Origin of the sequence: Methylomonas lenta, from assembly GCF_001644015.1 — a bacterium.
Lineage (GTDB): Bacteria > Pseudomonadota > Gammaproteobacteria > Methylococcales > Methylomonadaceae > Methylomonas > Methylomonas lenta.
In genome coordinates this window covers 1-18,021 of the sequence record NZ_LUUI01000053.1, presented here as the reverse complement: position 1 = coordinate 18,021, position 18,021 = coordinate 1, and the positions used below count along the sequence as shown (strand labels likewise).

Sequence of the window (18,021 nt, the reverse complement as noted above, 5' to 3'; positions counted from 1 at the left end):
ATACGCAATCTGCGGTTAATGCTGGTAGTTCTATACGGTTTGTGGCACGATTCATCCGGGCGTCCTTTTTGGGTTTTTTTGGTCTTCAACTAACCAATATTATACCTTTTTAGGGCGCCTATTTCTTTGTAAATCAAATACTTGATCTATTTATCCAGCTCCGAAAATTTAGTATTAAAATGTATATTTTTTATTTTTTAACATTCAACGATAAATAAAATATTTTGCAATAAACAAAAGGTTTGTTTGATTTTTTATGTTACAGAATTATTTATGAATAAACTTTGGTCTTTTTTTGCCTTATTCATTTTGGTAATGGGTTTCTTGATGTTGTATAGAAACCCAACGCTTATTCCGGAGGGATTTCCTTATGTGGCAGAAACCTTTAGCTCAGGTCAGCTGATTGGGAAAACCAACCTATCAAATATTAGCTTTATAGATAAGACATTGGAAAATGGTTTGATTTTTGCTCACCAGCAAGGCGATGAGCGATTAGCTGGTATTGATGAATCCCTAGGGTCCGGAGTATGTGCGGCAGACTTTAACAATGACGGTTGGACTGATTTATTTCTAGTGAACGGTTCCGGACATACCCGATATTACGGTAAAGCGTACTGGTGGCAAATTTCACAGGGAAACGTCTTGTTTTTAAATGAAAACGGACATGATTTTAAAAATGTAACCTCTGAAAGTGGGTTGGATAAACAAATATGGGGTATGGGATGTTTGGCATCTGATTTTGATAATGATGGTGATATCGATCTATTCGTTACCGGTAAGGACATTAACCTTCTATATAGGAATAACGGTAAAGGGAGGTTCTCGGAAGTTACTCAAGAAAGTGGAATTGTGAATGGATTTTGGTCTACTTCAGCTGCTGCCGCTGATTTTAATCGTGATGGTTTACTTGATATTTACGTGGGCAACTTCATCAGCTTTAACAAGGGTACAAAGACTTTTGAAGCCAATAGTCAGTTTACCGGTGAGAAAAAGAATACATTCGACGCCAGTCTCTATCAGGCTCAAGCCAATAAGCTTTATTTGAATCTAGGGGGATTGAAATTCAAGGATATAACGGCTGAAGCAGGCGTAATTGATTCGGAAGGTAGGACTTTAGATGTCAGTTGGCAAGATATGAATCAAGATGGCCTTCCGGATCTGCTGATTACCAATGATCGGGGCAGTGGGTCGAATACGTCATATTTAAATAAAGGCAATAATAAATTTGAATCTGGTGGACAGGCCTTGGGGTTGCATTCAGCCTTAGGTAATCGGGGTATTGCTTCCGGCGATCTCGATAACGACGGTGACGTTGATTTCATTATTGCTAGTTCCATGGGTGAGAATACGATTGCATTAGTCAATCAACAATCCTCAGATGGGAAAACATTCTATAAAGATCGTGCTCGCGAGATAGGTATTGGCGCCAATCAATATTTGAATCTTTCAGGTTGGACGCCAATTGTCCAAGACTTTAACAATGATGGTCATAATGATGTGTTTCTTGCGTCTGGTCTTTTAGAGCCTGATCCGGATACGACTAAGGTATCCCAGGGACAGCATAAGCAGCTTTTACTGAATAATCATGAGGGATATTACTCGGATATAACAAAGCTCGTTGGTAACGGATTGATGGATAATCAATCTGCCCGAGGTGTAGTTGCAGCGGATTTTGATAACGATGGCGACATCGATCTTTATGTTAGTCATAACAACGATCTTGGTCAGTATTTAGTTAATGTAACGCCCCGACAACATTGGATAGGCTTGAAATTAGTAGGCACAAAATCTAATAAAGATGCGATTGGCGCTCAAGTGCAGTTGATTTCGGCGCATGGCAAGCAGATGAAATCAGTTGTCAGTGGCGAAGGTTTTCTGTCGGATAGTGATAAGAGAATTATTTTTGGTTTAGGCGATTTGTCAGCAATAGATAGGCTAATCGTGAAATGGCCTAGCGGCCAGGAACAAACTATCAAAGTGTCAGCGATAGATCGCTACTGGTTGATCGAAGAAGGGAGGGATTATCCGCACGATTTACCACACAGCCAAGCAGGGGGGGGTATTAAAAAGCTCATAAGTTTGAAGTTTGGAATTGAAAATGCCGGTGTTCGGCTTGCTTATCTAAATACATTAGCAGCTTCCAAACCGGGCGATAATGATTGGCAGGAACTACAAATCGCCAGTGAGGACAGTGATGCCAATGTTCGTCATGCAGTGATTCAAATAGCCTCTCGCTATAAGTCAACTCAGGGTTTAAGTCTATTGGTGCATGGCCTCGAGGATGTTGAAGCTGAAAATGTGTTGGCGGCAATTGCCGGATTGAAAACGTATGAGGATGAGGCATCCATTCGTTGGTTATTGCGAGGATTTTCACATCAATCATCCGCAGTCAGAATTGCGCTAGCGGATTGTTTTGCGTTTTTCTTTCAGGAAGAAGAGGCGGTTGTTCACCGTAAATATCTTGCCGTCTCTTATTTGATTCGACTGTTGGATGATCCAGTTCCGCAGGTACGTATTGCAGCTGCATCGGCACTTGCCAATGCAGAGCGTTACCGTGGCATCCACTCCTTGCAAGAGCACATTAGCGACCCTGATCCGGATGTGCGGGCCGAAGTTGTGCGTAGCCTTGGTTTGATTAGACAAGCCCAGGTGCTGCCCAAATTAAAATCTTTGCTTTTTGATCAAGCTCAACCGCCTAATGTCATTGCAAATGTCTTTATAGCGCTTAAGCGTTTAGGAGATGCGGATGCCTTAAAGCTGCTTAATGTTTATGTAATGGCGCAAGACGAATTTCATACATTAGATATGGAAAAACGGTTGGATGTTTTTGCTAATATTTTTGCTCAAGAAGATGATGTAGCGGTTTTTGATGTCGAACAACTGCGGAAAATTGCGCATGCTGTTTTTGCTAATGGAGTGGCTACATCAATAGGACCTAATAATTTGGCCAAAAACTGGATAAAAATTTGGAAAAGTTTACCGGATAAGGCGGGTGAACACTGGCTAGATAATCAGACGCACTCGCCGAGAGCGGAAATAAGATTGTTAGCTTTTAAGGCGGTGTCGCTACAGCCAGATTATTATTTAAGTAGGGCTTGGAATGATCAAGACATAACAATCAAACAATGGGCTTTAAGCAAGATGTTGAAAGGAAAATACACGCTTTCGACGGAAGATTACTCGGCAATTATTAATACACCTGAGCTGCGATCAACAGCCTTGCAAATTTGGTCTGAGATAGGTTTTCATGATCAGTCGTCAAAATTAATCGAAGCCTTGTTAAAAAGGTATGGGCAAGAGGGCAGGGCAGAGCTTGGGTCAGACATTGCCATTACAAAAATGTCGCCAGATCGAGAAACTGCTCGATTAGATGCTCTGAAAATGATTTGTTTTTCTAACAAAGAAGATTTGTTAGATTTTTGTCCGTTAGTTTTGTTTTCCGAAAATTCCGTTGGGCATCGTGAGATCGTAACGAATATTCTTCACGATCAATCGCGTTCTCTTGCCATTCGACAGGCTGTGTTGAGCCGCTACAATGAAGATTTCGATCAGAATGCTATCAACGAACTGTATGCCTTAACGCAAGTAAAAAAAGAAGTATTAAGAAATGCAGCGCTACAAAAGCTATTTTCATTGGATACTGACTCTCTAATCGATTTAGCCGACAAAATTGCGAATAATGAATCGGAAGAGGCGGATATACGTTTTCAAGCTATTGATTTTTTAATGAGTCGTGGGCGGTCGTCGGCGCGTGAAATTCTTTACCGCTAAAGCTAAAGGGCAGGGATATGAATCTACAAAATAGCCAAATGGATGTCGAGCGTAGTTATGCGAAACCTTTGGTTGCCGTAACTATTGCTTTGGCTATAACGGGTTATTTCACGCTATTTTGGCCAACTTTTTCAGACGTAACCCAGTGGACTTTCCTGGTTCACACCTTATTGGGATTATGGGCAACAGCCTTATTATTTCCCTATATCTTTTATCATTTTCGACGAACAATCGGTTTACGCAGGCCTTGGATCGCATTGTCTGGTATAGCGGCGGCATTAACTTTCATGGCGATCGCTGCTACGGGAATGGATATCGTTCTGATAGGGCAGTCGGAGGCGCGGCATTGGATTTTTCAGACGCATGTCTGGTTGGCGACAGTAATTATTATCGTGCTATTGCTGCATGTTGCTTTTCATGTGTTATCTCTGTCGGATAGGCGTAAAAATAACGAACCCAACCGCCTGCCGTCGTTGTCAGGCGGATTGAAAAAAACGGTGATTAGCCATTTGTTTTTGGGCGGATTGCTGGTGTTCATGGCTACAGGGATCTATCAAATTAGGCCAAATCCCTATAACGATTCCCCCGCTGTTACCCCCTATGTTTATGCGTATGGCAATCATCCGTTCAGACCTAGTGAAACCGAAACCAGCACCGGTGGGTTTTTAGATGCCAAGCGGATGGGTAGTTCCGAGCGTTGCGCAACCTGTCATCAAGAAATTGCCGAACAATGGAAGTTGTCAATTCACGCTCAGGCCGCTTCAGACAAAACCTATCAGACTAATATAAATCTGTTGGCAGAGAAAAAAGGCATGGAAGCGACACGTTATTGTGAAGGTTGCCATGCGCCGGCAGCATTACTCAGCGGGCAATTAACAGCAGGCGGAAAACTGGATACGCCAGGGCATTTGCAAGAGGGTGTTAGTTGTATGGCTTGTCATGGTATTGATCGAGTCGAGCATCTGCAAGGGGTAGCCAGTTATCGTTTTAAGCCACCGCAGCCCTATCTATTCGATGGGTCAACACAAGCAGTCCCGCTCTTTGTACATAACTTATTGATACGCCTAAAACCTGAACAACATAAAGCCGATCTTGCGCGAGATGTTTTGGCTGCCCCGGAAATGTGTGCTACCTGTCATGCCCAGTTTATGGATAAGGCGTTCAATGATTGGGGTTGGGTGAAAATGCAGGACGATTATATGGCCTGGCTAAATGGACCTTATTCGGGGCAAACTCGACAAACATTTGCCCATGCCGAGCAAAGACGGTGTCAAGACTGTCACTTTTCTTTACAGTTGGGTAAGGATCCTTCCGCTAACCAAGATGGGCAAATCAAAACACATTTTAGTATAGGGGCCAACACGGCTATTCCTTGGGTAACAAAAAACCACACACAGCTTCAGCGCACTCAGGAATTTTTACAAGCAGATAAGATGCGCATTAGTATCGATAAACCTAATCGTGCCGATGCAATCGAAAGTGCTAGGTACGTGGATTCAACATTAATCGCCTCAACCGAAGGCCCGGCTTATTCTTATCTTGGAGAAAACGTCACGCTTAAAGTCGCGGTAACCAATGCGCAAGTTGGACATGCCTTTCCAGGTGGTACCACCGATATAAATGAAGCTTGGTTACATCTTTTAGTCATGGACGGCCAAGGTATGAAGATTTACGAATCGGGTTATCTGGATCAGGATAACAATGTCGATGAAAGCGCATATTTTTACCGGTCGATTCCGATAGATCGAAAGGGTAATGCGGTCTGGCGTCACGACTTGTTTAATATGGTGGGAGACAGTTTTAAGCGTATTATTCCGCCCGGCGGGACAGATGTCACCAGTTTTGTTTTTAAGGTGCCGGATTATGCCAAAGGTCCATTAACCATAAGCGCTAGCCTAAAGTATCGAAAACTTAATAATCGCTATGCCAGATGGGCGTTAAAGGACGATGAAGTCAAGTTGCCGATTGTGGAAATGGCTTCTACTTCATTGCTATTGCCGTTAAAAATCCAACCTGAAGTTGTAAAGCAAGCGCAATAAAACCATCGCTCTAAAATTTGGATAAAAAATGATGGTGTCGAAATTTTTTACAGGTTAGATAAAGTTATCTGATCTATTGTGGTTTACTTTTTTATAAGGTTATGTTTTTTAATTAACTTATATTATTGGCGCGTTTTTTGTATGAAAATTTGCTTTATAAATTATCAGGATTCAGGCTATGTTCAAAAAACGTTTATTACTGTCAACTGTAGCTATCTTGGCAATTCTGCTCTCCAATTTCGCATTTGCTGCGTCTATTGTTAACGGCAATTTCAATACCGACCTGACGGGGTGGGATGTTCTCACAAATGGCGGTTCGGTCCAATGGGATGCGGGGTCGGCTATGTTATCCACTGGTTCAGGTGATGCCCCTTATTCCTCGGTACTTGTGCAAGGTGACGACGGTAATTTCTCCTTCAATAATCCACTTCTTTTAGGTCCTGGTGACGATTTCCTAAAGTTTGATGCAAGTTTTTTGTCATTGGGCGCGGACGCTCAGGAAACCGGCGCGGGTCTTTTTGCCGACAATCTGCAGCTGTGGCTCTACGATGCTAATAATTTGGGTGATGTCTTGCTCGCTGAAATTGATGCCTTGACCAATGCCACCAGTTTTTCCATCAGTTTGGCGAGTTACATCGGTCATTCGGTGGCGTTTTCCTTTGAATTGAATGACGAAAATGATGGGCTTGATTCGAAAGTTGCACTGGATAATATTCGCTTGGAGCAAGCTTCGATCAATACGGTGCCACTGCCAAGCACCTTACTGCTGGTCATAATCGGTTGGTTTGGCTTGGTGCGGAATGTAGTGCGCGCTGACCAAAAGGTTCAATCATAAACTTGCAAAATTTGAGTTGATTCACAAAATATTTTTTGATATGTTGTGATTCGTGGCTAACGGATTAATTGGTGTCGAAAATTATTACACTTGTCTGGAGCCATACATTTGCTGGTGGCTAAATAAAACTAGAATTTAAATGGCGCCGGCAATCATGGACGCCCCCGTAACATAACAAAACAAGGGGTAAAGGATGTCAGAGAAGCAGCATTTGCTTGGTAAGCAGCCGGGCAATCAATCAAAACCGCTGTATTTTTCTCAATACTTAACACGAGTTACAGTGCCGATAAGTTGGGTGCTGAGCGTGTTGTCATTGTTACTCTTGCTTTATTTGCCACAAACCGTATCGGCTGCCACGGCAATCACATGGGAATCGCTCAGCACGAATCAAGCGACCATCAAGCTAGCCAACCCGGTACGCAATCGGCGTAGTACCGATGCCACAGTAAGCGTGAGCTTAAACAATGTTAGCGGCAGTGAAATCACCGGCCCGCTACGTTTGGTAATTACCAATCTCACCCCCACAGGTAAAGTCAGCATTAGCAATGCCACCGGTAGCACCGATACCGGCGAACCCTATTTCGATTTAACCGGCTATATCGGTAACAACTTTACGGTCGGAGGATCGGGCGTCGTCGTCTCAGTGATAGTTGCCGGCGGCGGACCCAACATCTTCAGTTTCCAGGCCAGACTTGAACGGCAGGTTACCCAAAATCAAGCACTCACTATCAAAATTACCAGCCCGGCTACCCTGCTCACCATCGGCCACACGCCGCAAACCGTCCAAGGCACTGTTTCCGACCCCACCGCGCAAGTTACCTTGAATGGCGCTCCGGTCAACAATAGCAATGGCAGCTTCCAGGCTGATGTGGCGCTGGAAGAAGGGCACAACACCATCACTGCTCGCGCAATTAACGCCAAAGGTGAAGATATCACCGACGCTATATCCCTGTCGTTGGATATGACCCCCCCCTATCTAACGGTTGAATCCCCGAAAGATGGTGATACCGTGCGCATCGACAAAATAGCCGTATCCGGCTTGATTAATGACATTGTGCGCGGCACGGTTGCTGACGGGCAGGCCAACGTCAAAGTCAATGGCGTCGCAGCCTCGGTATCCAACCGCAGTTATCTAGCGGAAAACGTTGCCTTAACCGAAGGCGACAACACCATCAAAATTGATGCCTCCGACAATGTCGGCAACACCACCAGCCTGACTATCAAAGTCAAATACCAGCCGCTGGCTCCGCAACATATCGAATTGCTCAGCGGTCAAAATCAAGCCGCTAAAATCAACGCCACACTGGTGCAACCTTTAAAAGTCAAACTGCTAGATGGCGACAATCAACCGGTTGCCAATAAGCCGGTGATCTACCGCGTCACCGAAGGCGACGGCGTGGTTGGTGCAGGTGCTGCTGATGAAGGACAGGGTGTACTGGTACAAACCGATGCACTAGGTGTCGCCTCAACCAGCTTCAAACTCGGTAGCCGTGCCGGTACAGGCAATCAGCGGGTTAGAGCCGCCTCGGTTGGTTTTGATGGTGAAGTTCTGTTTTATGCCAGTGCCACCGTCGGTACCGGTAATAAAGTCACTGTCAATGCCGGCAACAACCAACGCGGAGCGATTGGTCAACCGCTGTCCCAACCCTTTGTCGTCGCAGTGGTCGACGACGGCGCCAACGTCGTGCCCGGTGCCCGGATTGAATTCAAAGTCACCCAAGGTAGTGGTAAGTTTCAAAACGACCAGACCACTGTCACCAGTACCACCGATAGCGATGGCCGAGCCACCGCCGAATTCACGTTAGGTAGCGAAGAAGGTTTAGATGTGCATCGTGTGACTGCTACTTTAGTCGGCACTGAACTCTACGCCGGCTTCACCGCCTCAGCCTTAAAAACGGGTGCAGCTGGTCAAACCAGCATCAGCGGCGTTGTAATGGACAATCAGGAACATCCATTGCCGAATGTCACAGTACGTGTCGACGGCACCACTCGTGAAGCACAAACCGATGCGCAAGGCCAATTTAAAATCACCGAAGCGCCGGTAGGCACGGTACATTTGATCGCCGATGGCAGCACCACCACCGCTGAAGGCGAATATCCTACCTTGTCGTTCAATCTGACCACCATTGCGGGCGCCGATAATCCCTTGTCTGCGCCGATTTATCTGGTCAAGTTGGATACGGTCAATGCTAAAACCGTTGGCGATCAAGACGTGACACTGACCTTGCCGGAAGTACCGGGCTTTGCCCTGGAGGTCAAAGCTGGTTCCGTGACATTCCCTGATGGCAAGAAGACTGGCAAACTGTCTGTCACGCCTGTCAACGCCAGCAAAATCCCTATGGCACCGCCAAACGGTATGCAGCCGCAATTCATCGTTACCATTCAACCGGTCGGCGCCAAATTCGATCCACCGGCACCGTTGAGCCTGCCGAACGTCGACGGCCACAAGCCGGGCGCACAAGTGGAAATGTACTCTTACGATCACGATCTGGAAGAGTTCGTGGCGATTGGTTTGGGTACGGTCAGTACCGACGGCAGCATCATCAAGAGCAACCAGGGTGTCGGCGTCATCAAAGCGGGGTGGCATTGTGGTAGTCAGCCGGGGGGAAGTGGTTGTTGTACCAGTCCGGGGAAATGCCAGGCGACGGATGCTAGTTGCAATATTGTGAATAAGCCGAAAATGGCTGATGTAACGGGTGATTGTCAGTCACCGAAGGATTGTGAATCCCAGGATCCGAATCCTGGAGACGTACCTAAGGACGTAACGGGTGATTGCAAGAAGCCAATTTGCAATGGAGGAACTCCAAGTACTGAAAATGCCAACGATCCGCCGCAGAACGATAAATGTAAGGAATGCAATGAAGGGCAAGTTAAGGATATCGACCTGGATGCGACCAAGACAACTGTTGCTTATACCTTTTCGCCACCTAGCGAATCTGTCAAAAAAATCAACGACGGATTGGAAGAGTTGACAAAAATAGGTGTTCTGGCGTCGGTGAACTTGTTGCAAATTCAAGGTACGCTTTCCTCTAAAGAATGTTGTGGTCCCGAAACCGGTAAAGGAACGGACGTATCTGGTTCGGTAAACGGTAACTTCGGCGGTTTTTCAGTCAAAGGAAAAATCTGGCCGCCGGGACCAATTCCAACCTTCGGTCCCAAAACATTCAACGCCGGTGTTGCCAGCCTTACTGTCAAGGCTCAATTTGTCGGGGGGATCTTTATCGGTTTGACCGGATCAGTTAGCGGTGAAGTGGGCTACAAAAAGAACGATTGTTCGACAGATCCCAACGACCGTAACGGTTGCGGATACGGACAGTTGAACACGTCCTTGACCCCCTCGATTTCTGCTGAAATTGGTGGGAGCGGTAGTCTAGAATTTGATTGCATATTCTGCGTCAAAGAGACCATAGAAGGTTCAGCGTCTTTAGTGGCAGGTGAATTGTCATGGCCATTAAATTTATCAGCGGTCGGTTATAACGTGGCTAATTGCAGTGCGGGCTTGACGGGCGGCTTGTTTCAGTTCGGTTCGGGAAGTTTCAAAGTTGGCGCCAAATTTTCTGGAAGTTATCAGGCCGAGGGCGGAGGAAAAAATACATATGATATTTCATTCGACTTTGTCAGTTGTGAAATTTCATCCGCGGGGGTTAACTGCTCATGATCAATAAGACTCAGACTATTTCTGGCAGTTCACTTTGGGTTTTTATCAGTGTCAGGTTGATTAAAACATTGATTGTTGTGGCAGCTATGATTCCGAATTATGTCTATGCGATGGACGGGAAGTCGGTGTACCTGCCGATCGTTTTTCATTCCGAGGCAAAAGACATACTGACCAGTCTTTGTCTCGGCGTGAAGGAATACGACTACGTCGATAATCAGTGGTGGTCCAAGCCAGCAACCGGTGCTCAAAAGCCGGAAGAGTCTTTCAAGGCCGTGCTCACGGCGATTAAAGCAAAAAATAAACAAGCTTTATACGACTTATCCCATTCGGAGTTTGGAAGAGACCCTAAGCAATTCGACCAACAAGCCCAAGCATATTTTCAACAGTTCGAAACCATTAAAATTTCGTCCATTCCAGTCGCTTACGGTTTTGACGGTTTTTTTGTTTTCTATGTCAATCTGGAATTTAATAATCAGCAAGCGTTCGTGCCGTTTTTGTTTGCAGTTGATAAGGACGGTGTTTATAAATTTTTGCCCTATCGTATCGATTACATCGGTTACTCCTTCGTCAACGACTGGTTTTCCTCATCATGGGGGCGAGGTTCTGAAACGCCGGAATATTGTAAAACCAATGATTACAAAAACTCAACCTATGTTTATCCATTGTTGTCTCCGTTGGCGGATTTCCTTTTTCCCGACAAGAGCCGAGTTTTACTGAAAGGAACCGATTTGAAGAAAAAGTCCGTGAAGGATTCTGTTTTCAAGGAAATCGGGGCGATTATTCAACAAATATCCACCGCCGACGTGCTGAAAGATGGCGTCGGTGGCGTGATTAAATATATGAGTCCCGAGAGTGGGGGTAGAGTTAAAGATTGGTTTGCGCAGGTCGGTAACGAAGAAAAAATCGCTTACGTAAATTCGTTAGTTAAGCTCGATCCCTATTTTATCTTTGATGCCCAACCGCTATACATAACTTATGTTTCGACGCCTTCAGGAGTTAGGGTTATGTATTTTGTTGCATCAGGAAACAGTAAGCCTTATTGGGCTAACGCTTCCCATGTCACGGATCTGGACAAATTATTTAAGAAGGGTGAGTTTTATGATTCTTCGCTAAAGAAACCCCCTTTCGGTTCATTTGCGAAATGACCGCTATTGTCGCTTAATTCCAGTTTTTGATATGCGGGATAGGCAACTGGATCGGATTGTAAAGTCGTTCGTTTGGCTAGGTTTAATGTTGATTGCGCTTTTGTTTATTAAGGTCGGTGAGAACCTTTTCGATAGCATCTACTTGTTGGAATATGGTATTCCCACCGATGGACGGGTGTTAAAAAAGAAAATTCTATTCAAAGAGAGTGTACGTCATGGGTTTAGTAATTCCCGCGATGCGTTCGAGGACTACTTGATTTCTGTTGAATATAAGGACTCGGTAGGCAGGAAATTTTCGACTGAATTGACAGTTAATAAAGACTTGTTTTCTGATATTCAAGAGAATCAAATGGTTAAGATACTTTACGACAAAAACTCGCAGGCACGTGCATGTCTGTTTGAAATGCGTTATCAGTCTTTTTTGATGCCTGCGATTGCAGGTTTGTTTGGACTCGTGTTTGGCGGCGGTTTGTGGATTTTGAAGAACAGATTTGCCAACCGGCTATCCTGAACAACCCGGATGATGGCATCAATTGCGATGTAAACTGATGGGTAAAGTTGATAGCTTCGATATGGCGGAACGACTTTGACTTCCGCCTTATGCTCATGAACAGATAGGTTGGAAATGCCGGGTTATTTTGGTTGGATGGGTTGAGGTTGATGTGATGGGTTTCGCTTCGCTCTCGGCAACTGCTCCATGCGTTGCTCTAGCTCCTGCATCCATGCAGTCGTACCCATCCTACGCCTGACACCATTTCCCGCGATGCACGGCATGGGGTATGGCTGATTTATAAAACCGGAAACGACGGATAATAATGACGGAATATCGGCGCTATCGGCAAAAAGAAGCCTGCTATTTTTTCACGGTCAATTTGGTGGAGCGTAAACGTAAATTATTGACCGAAAATATCGATGCTTTACTTGGCGCTTTTCAGGCCGTAAAGCAAGCGCATCCTTTCCGTATGGAGGCGGTGGTGATCTTGCCGGATCACTTGCATGCGTTATGGACATTACCGGAAGGCGACGATGATTTTAGTTTACGCTGGCGACAAATAAAATCCGCCTTTTCTCGGGCGATTGGAACAGGGGAGAGGATTTCAAAAAGTCGTACGCAAAAAAAGGAACGTGGAATCTGGCAGCGCAGGTTTTGGGAACACTTGATCCGGGGTGAGCGAGATTTTTCGAACCATTTGGATTACATCCATTTCAATCCGGTTAAGCATGGTTATGTAACCAAGCCTGACGATTGGGCGTATTCGTCGATTCATCGCTACATCTTTTTGGGGGTTTATTCTCCAGGTTGGACCATTGAGTAGAAAACCGATTCGGGTTTGCTATTGAGCCGTTGTCTTTACAATATAGATAAAACAATATTTTACGGTGACTGATATGAATGAATTACTGTCCGAGCGCATTACTATCGATGCTGCTAATTGCCACGGCAAACCCTGTATTCGCGGTTTGCGATACCCCGTTGAAAGTATTCTGGAATGGTTGAGTGCCGGTATGAGTGTTGAAGAGATTCTGGCGGATTATCAAGACTTGGAAAGGGACGACATTATGGCCGCCCTGGAGTTTGCCACTCGCTTAACCAAAATCAAGCGGATTGAAACATTGGCGGCATGAGATTTTTGGTCGATGCGTAGCAACCCAGACATCTTGTCGAAAGTTTGAGATGCTGAGCCATGTAAAAATAATACGTACATTGCTAACTGGGCAACTGTAAAAGATTGTGGGATAAATCAGAGTAACTCAACATGACAGCGATATTGCAAAGTTTGAAACAACAAAAGGACCAAATTACCGCCATCGCCAATCGTTATCACGCCGTCAACATCCGCGTGTTTGGTTCTGTGGCGAGGGGAGATGAGAGCGACGATAGCGATGTTGATTTGCTCGTCGATTTTATGCCCGGTAGCACATTATTGGATCAAGTGGGTTTGATTGAGGCATTATCGCTGGAATTGGGTCGTAAAGTAGATGTGGTGAGTGGGCACGCGCTAAACAAATTCCTACGTAAAAAGGTTTTGCAAGAAGCTGTTTTGTTATGAAGGATCGCTTTATTTTCATTGCGGCAGCTTTGGAAAGCATTGAGTTAATTCAGACATATATCGCAGGTTACGATTTGTTGAGTTTTTTGGGGGATAGGAAAACTCAGGATGCGGTGATTCGGAATCTGGAAATCATTGGACAAGCATTGAAAGACTTCGGTGTGGATGTCTTGTCGGAAATTGAGCCAAAGATGCCTTGGCGGGAAATTGCAGGCATGCGTAATGTATTGGCGCATGAATATTTGGGAGTGGATATGGAAATGGTTTGGAATACTGTGCAATGCCATCTTGAGCCACTGCAAAGGTCACTAGAAGCACTAATGGAAGGCTCTGATGGTACTTGGTAAGTTGTTTATTTTTGCAAAATTTTCAGACATGTACATCGCATGCAGATGGATGCTGTGGTTGCTGATTTTTTGCGTTCCGACAAACATGGTCCATGCCGAAGAAAAATGGGTGGCTGATGAAATCTTCATGCAAATGTCGGAAATGCGTAAGGAAATCGGACAATTGAAAGAAAAGGTGGCTGGCCTGGAACAAAAGCTGTCGGATCAGCAGCCCAAGGCGGCGCCTGTTCCATTGACCGGCACAGAATCGATGAGCTTGGGTAAGGCGGATGCCAAGATTGCGATCATCGAATTTTCCGATTACGAATGCCCGTTTTGCGCCAAGCATTACAAAAACGTGTTACCCAAACTGCGCGAACGTTATATCGACAAAGGCCGAGTTAAGTACGTGATGATGGATTTTCCATTGGAATTCCACGCCCACGCCAAAAAGGCATCTTTGGCTACGCGTTGCGCAGGAGAACAAGGCCAATATTGGGTGATGCACGATGCCATTTTCGAGGCGAGGGGTCAGGCGTCCGACGAAGTGATCGACCAAGTGGTTAAAAAACACAAGTTGGATGCCAAGAAATTGGAAACGTGTCTGGATGATCCGAAGCAATTAGCCAAGGTGCAAAGCGATATTACCTTGGGTTCCCGGTTGGGTGTCAACGGTACGCCGGCGTTTTTGATTGGCAAAATTAAAGATAAGCAGTTGGTCGATTACCAGCGTTTCGATGGCGTACAGTCATTCGAAACCTTTGTCGCCATGATCGATGGTTTAAGTAAATAATCTTAATAAAGCGTCTTAGGGTTCGGGAGATGAAGACGATGAAAACACAGTTCACTAAATCCTTTTATGTATGGGCTTTGCTGTTGGGACTTGTCATGAGCGGGCGAGTGGCAATGGCCAACGTGCTGGATGAAAACTGCGTTGTCAATATTCTCAACCGAACCGTGCAGGTTAGTGCTGATGGCGGATGGTCTATGCCGAACGTACCTTCGCAAATGGGCCGGGTCCGAGCCAGGGCCACTTGTGTCAAGCTTGGCGATACCTTTTCCGGTGAAAGTGATTATTTTAATATTGTCCAAAATGGCATTGCTCAGGTACCGGAAATCAAGTTTGATAATATCGAACCGATTCCCGTTAGCCTAAAAGTCTCCGAACCTACCGTTGAAACACTGACTTCCCAAGCAGCCACTGCGCAATTAAAGGTTTTGGCAACCTTTCGTGACGGTACTATCAAGGATGTCACCGCTTCCAGTAACGGTATCAATTACACGTCAAGTAATTCGGCTATTGTTTCGGTCAGTGCCGAAGGTTTGGCTACTGCGGTGTCCAGCGGTAGTGTATTGATCACTGCGCGTAAAGATGAAGTCGTTGCTTTCAAACGTATCACTGTTTCGACAACCGGTGATGCGGATAATGACGGTTTGCCGGACGACTTCGAGCGAGCCAACGGTTTGAATCCAAACGATCCACTGGATGCGCAGGAAGATCCCGATAACGATGGTTTAACCACCAAACATGAATACGACTTAGGTACCAATTTCCTTAACGCCGATAGCGATGGCGATGGTATTAGTGATGGCTTAGAGGTGGCTGGTTCTAATGGCTACATGACCGATCCATTGAAAGCCGATACAGACGGTGACGGTGTTAGCGATAACGAAGAAATTTTGGCCGGTTATAACCCTATCGATAACACCGATGGTGGCGGCCGTAGTTTTGTCGAGCTGGTAGTGGTCCCCAGTAATCCATCCATGACCTTTAATACGGTCTATAACGAAGCCAATTTGCAAGTTAAGGTTTCGGGTAAACGAAGTGATGGCAGCCTGGAAGATTTGACTAGCCGTTCAGCAGGTACTTCGTATAGCTCCAGTAATTTAAGTGTGGTCAGCTTCGGTGGTAAGGATGGTTTATTGTTTGCAGGGCAAGCGGGCACGGCCGATTTAACGGTACGTAACGGTGGCTTGGAAAAAACTGTGACGGTAACTATCGGTACATTCAATCCAACAGCACTTTCTGCGATTTCCATTCCTGGTTACGCTAATAACGTCGATGTGGCCGGTGATTTTGCCTATGTGGCGGCAGGCAGCAAAGGCTTGCAAATTGTCAATGTATCGAATCGTTCCGCACCAACTATTGTTGGCAGTTTGGATACTGCCGGCACCGCAATCGATCTGCGTGTAGTTGGTAATGTGGTCTACTTGGCCGATGGTGATCATGGCTTACAGATTATTGATGTCACCGATCCAACCGCACCAAATTTGTTAGCATCCTATGAAACGGCCGGGATTGCTCAAGATGTTAAAGTAGATAATCAATTCGCCTATATTGCCGATGGCAATAACGGTTTGGAAGTGGTTGATGTGCGTAAGCCAGCCCAGCCAATCTTTGCCGGGGCTCTGTCCGGTTTGGGCGAAGCCAAGGGTGTTGATGCACAAGGCAATACAGTCGTTGTCGTCGCTGGTAGTTCGCTACATGTCATCGATGTTACCGACAAAGCTAATCTGCTGAAAAAAGGCAGCTTGAGTATTGGCCCAGTTAAGGATGTGGCGTTAAAGGACAATTATGCCTATGTAGCAGCTTACTCGTCTGGCTGGAAGGTGGTTGATATCAGCGATGCGACAAATCCAGTTGCTGTGGCGGGTAATGCTGATTTTGTACCGCGGGATATGGCGTTGACCGATGGCTTTGCATTTGCTGCGGAACAGCTGTTTCCGAACGTGACGGCTTATGTGAATATAGAAGACCCTGAAAATGCTGTCTTTCAAGGCACCATCGATTTGTCGCGTCTCGGTGATTATGCGGGAACCGGCATCGCATTGGATAGTAATTATGCTTATGTCACTGAAGAATCGTTTGTCGTTAGCCAGGATTACGGCAGCGACGGTAACACTCGCTTGTTCATCGCCCAGTATCGACTGACAGAAGACAAAGGCGGCGTAGCCCCAACCATCGAAATCACTGAGCCACCACAAGATACGATTGTGGTCGAGGGCAAAAAAGTCACTATTACCGCGAATGCCGATGACGATATCGGTGTCAAGTCGGTTTCATTTTTAGTCGACGGGCAAGTGGTATACACCGATACCTCACGTCCGTATCAATACCCAGTGACGGTTCCGTTCGGGACGGTTGGTAGCACCATTTCCGTCACGGCAAAAGCCACCGATTTTGGAGGTAATACCGAAACAACGCCGATTCTAACGTTAACAGTTCAAGCAGATACCGATCGAGATGGTTTGAGCGATGAGCAAGAAGCGGTTTACGGATCGAATCCTGCCAATCCTGACACGGATGGCGATGGTATAAATGATGGCGATGAAGTCGACATGCATACCAGTCCAACCGATGCCGACTCAGATAGTGATGGTATTGACGATGGCGTCGAATTACAAAACGGTACCGATCCCCTGAATCCAGATGTCACACCACCTACGGTAGATTCGAACTCTCCAGCCAATGCGGCTATCGACATTCCCGAAAATAATCCCATCGTTGTAACCTTTGTCGAGCCATTATCGGCTAAATCTATAAAAACCGACTCTATTATCCTTTACGATGGCTTGTTGGAAGGCGCAGCTACAGTTGCAGGCCGCATTCGTTTGTCCAGCGATGGCTTGCAACTAATCTTTACGCCTAATAATATTCTGGCGGATTACAGCGACTATAAAGTCGTGGTCGATGGTATACGCGATCGTGCCGGTAACCCAATAGCTACAGCATATACTTTTAACTTTAAAACCGGAAATACGGTCGATACCACGCCGCCAACAGTCGCCGCGATAGATCCAAGTGCTAACAGTACCAATGTATCGGTTAACGCTGTAATAGGTGTGCGCTTTAGTGAGCCTGTACATGCTGACACGGTTAACGATCAATCCGTGTTGGTTTACGATAATGTCACAGGCCTGCAGGTATTTGGTGTTATCAATGTCAATGGCGATGGACAAAGTCTGACCTTTGTACCCAATATCGCTCTTGCTGTAGGCCGGCAACATCGAATTTATCTGACCAATGCGATTAAGGATTTGTTTGGCAATCCTTTGAGCTATTCAAATTTTTATTTCACGACTTCATTTGATAAGGACGCGACTGGTCCCGGTGTTGTCGGATTTAGCATAGCTAATAATCAGGCCGATGTACCGACCAATGCGGTACTGCAAGTGAAGTTTGATGAGCCTGTGAG

12 protein-coding genes are annotated in these 18,021 nt (G+C 45.7%); all 12 read left to right on the top strand.

Translation table 11 applies throughout. The features are described from left to right. The first annotated feature begins 273 nt into the window (after nt 1–273). Nucleotides 274–3,771 carry an FG-GAP-like repeat-containing protein gene (locus tag A1359_RS03770; RefSeq protein WP_066978249.1) on the top strand — a complete coding sequence of 1,166 codons (3,498 nt, stop codon included), beginning with the start codon at nt 274–276 and terminating at the stop codon, nt 3,769–3,771. A gap of 17 nt (nt 3,772–3,788) precedes the next feature. Further along, on the top strand, nt 3,789–5,810 hold the full coding sequence (locus tag A1359_RS03765; RefSeq protein ID WP_083960477.1) for a multiheme c-type cytochrome: 2,022 nt from the start codon (nt 3,789–3,791) through the stop codon (nt 5,808–5,810). A 178-nt stretch (nt 5,811–5,988) separates the two neighbouring features. Further along, the gene (locus A1359_RS03760) at nt 5,989–6,645 is read left to right on the top strand and encodes a hypothetical protein (protein WP_066978246.1); all 657 of its coding nucleotides are present in this window, start codon (nt 5,989–5,991) and stop codon (nt 6,643–6,645) included. A gap of 193 nt (nt 6,646–6,838) precedes the next feature. After that, nucleotides 6,839–10,303: a carboxypeptidase-like regulatory domain-containing protein gene (locus A1359_RS03755; RefSeq protein ID WP_066978242.1), complete on the top strand. Its 3,465-nt coding sequence runs from the start codon at nt 6,839–6,841 to the stop codon at nt 10,301–10,303. Then, the gene (locus A1359_RS03750; protein WP_066978239.1) at nt 10,300–11,448 is read left to right on the top strand and encodes a hypothetical protein; all 1,149 of its coding nucleotides are present in this window, start codon (nt 10,300–10,302) and stop codon (nt 11,446–11,448) included. Before A1359_RS03755 ends, A1359_RS03750 begins: the two co-directional genes overlap by 4 nt. 85 nt (nt 11,449–11,533) lie before the next feature. After that, nucleotides 11,534–11,959, top strand: coding sequence for a hypothetical protein (locus A1359_RS03745; protein ID WP_066978236.1), 426 nt, complete (start codon nt 11,534–11,536; stop codon nt 11,957–11,959). A 304-nt stretch (nt 11,960–12,263) separates the two neighbouring features. Next, the gene (locus tag A1359_RS03740; RefSeq protein ID WP_066978233.1) at nt 12,264–12,764 is read left to right on the top strand and encodes an REP-associated tyrosine transposase; all 501 of its coding nucleotides are present in this window, start codon (nt 12,264–12,266) and stop codon (nt 12,762–12,764) included. 73 nt (nt 12,765–12,837) lie between these two features. Further along, complete coding sequence (locus tag A1359_RS03735; RefSeq protein ID WP_066978229.1) at nt 12,838–13,074, top strand: DUF433 domain-containing protein; 237 nt, start codon at nt 12,838–12,840, stop codon at nt 13,072–13,074. A 131-nt stretch (nt 13,075–13,205) separates the two neighbouring features. Then, entirely contained in the window at nt 13,206–13,499 is a 294-nt protein-coding gene (locus A1359_RS03730; RefSeq protein WP_066978226.1) for a nucleotidyltransferase family protein, read from the top strand. Next, a complete protein-coding gene (locus tag A1359_RS03725) occupies nt 13,496–13,846 on the top strand; it encodes a HepT-like ribonuclease domain-containing protein (protein ID WP_066978223.1) in 351 nt (116 codons plus the stop codon). Before A1359_RS03730 ends, A1359_RS03725 begins: the two co-directional genes overlap by 4 nt. 85 nt (nt 13,847–13,931) lie before the next feature. Continuing rightward, nucleotides 13,932–14,618 carry a DsbA family protein gene (locus tag A1359_RS03720; protein WP_198159263.1) on the top strand — a complete coding sequence of 229 codons (687 nt, stop codon included), beginning with the start codon at nt 13,932–13,934 and terminating at the stop codon, nt 14,616–14,618. Between the two features lie 38 nt (nt 14,619–14,656). Then, nucleotides 14,657–18,021 (top strand): Ig-like domain-containing protein (locus tag A1359_RS03715; protein ID WP_198159262.1); only part of this gene is annotated, 3,365 nt, incomplete at its 3' end.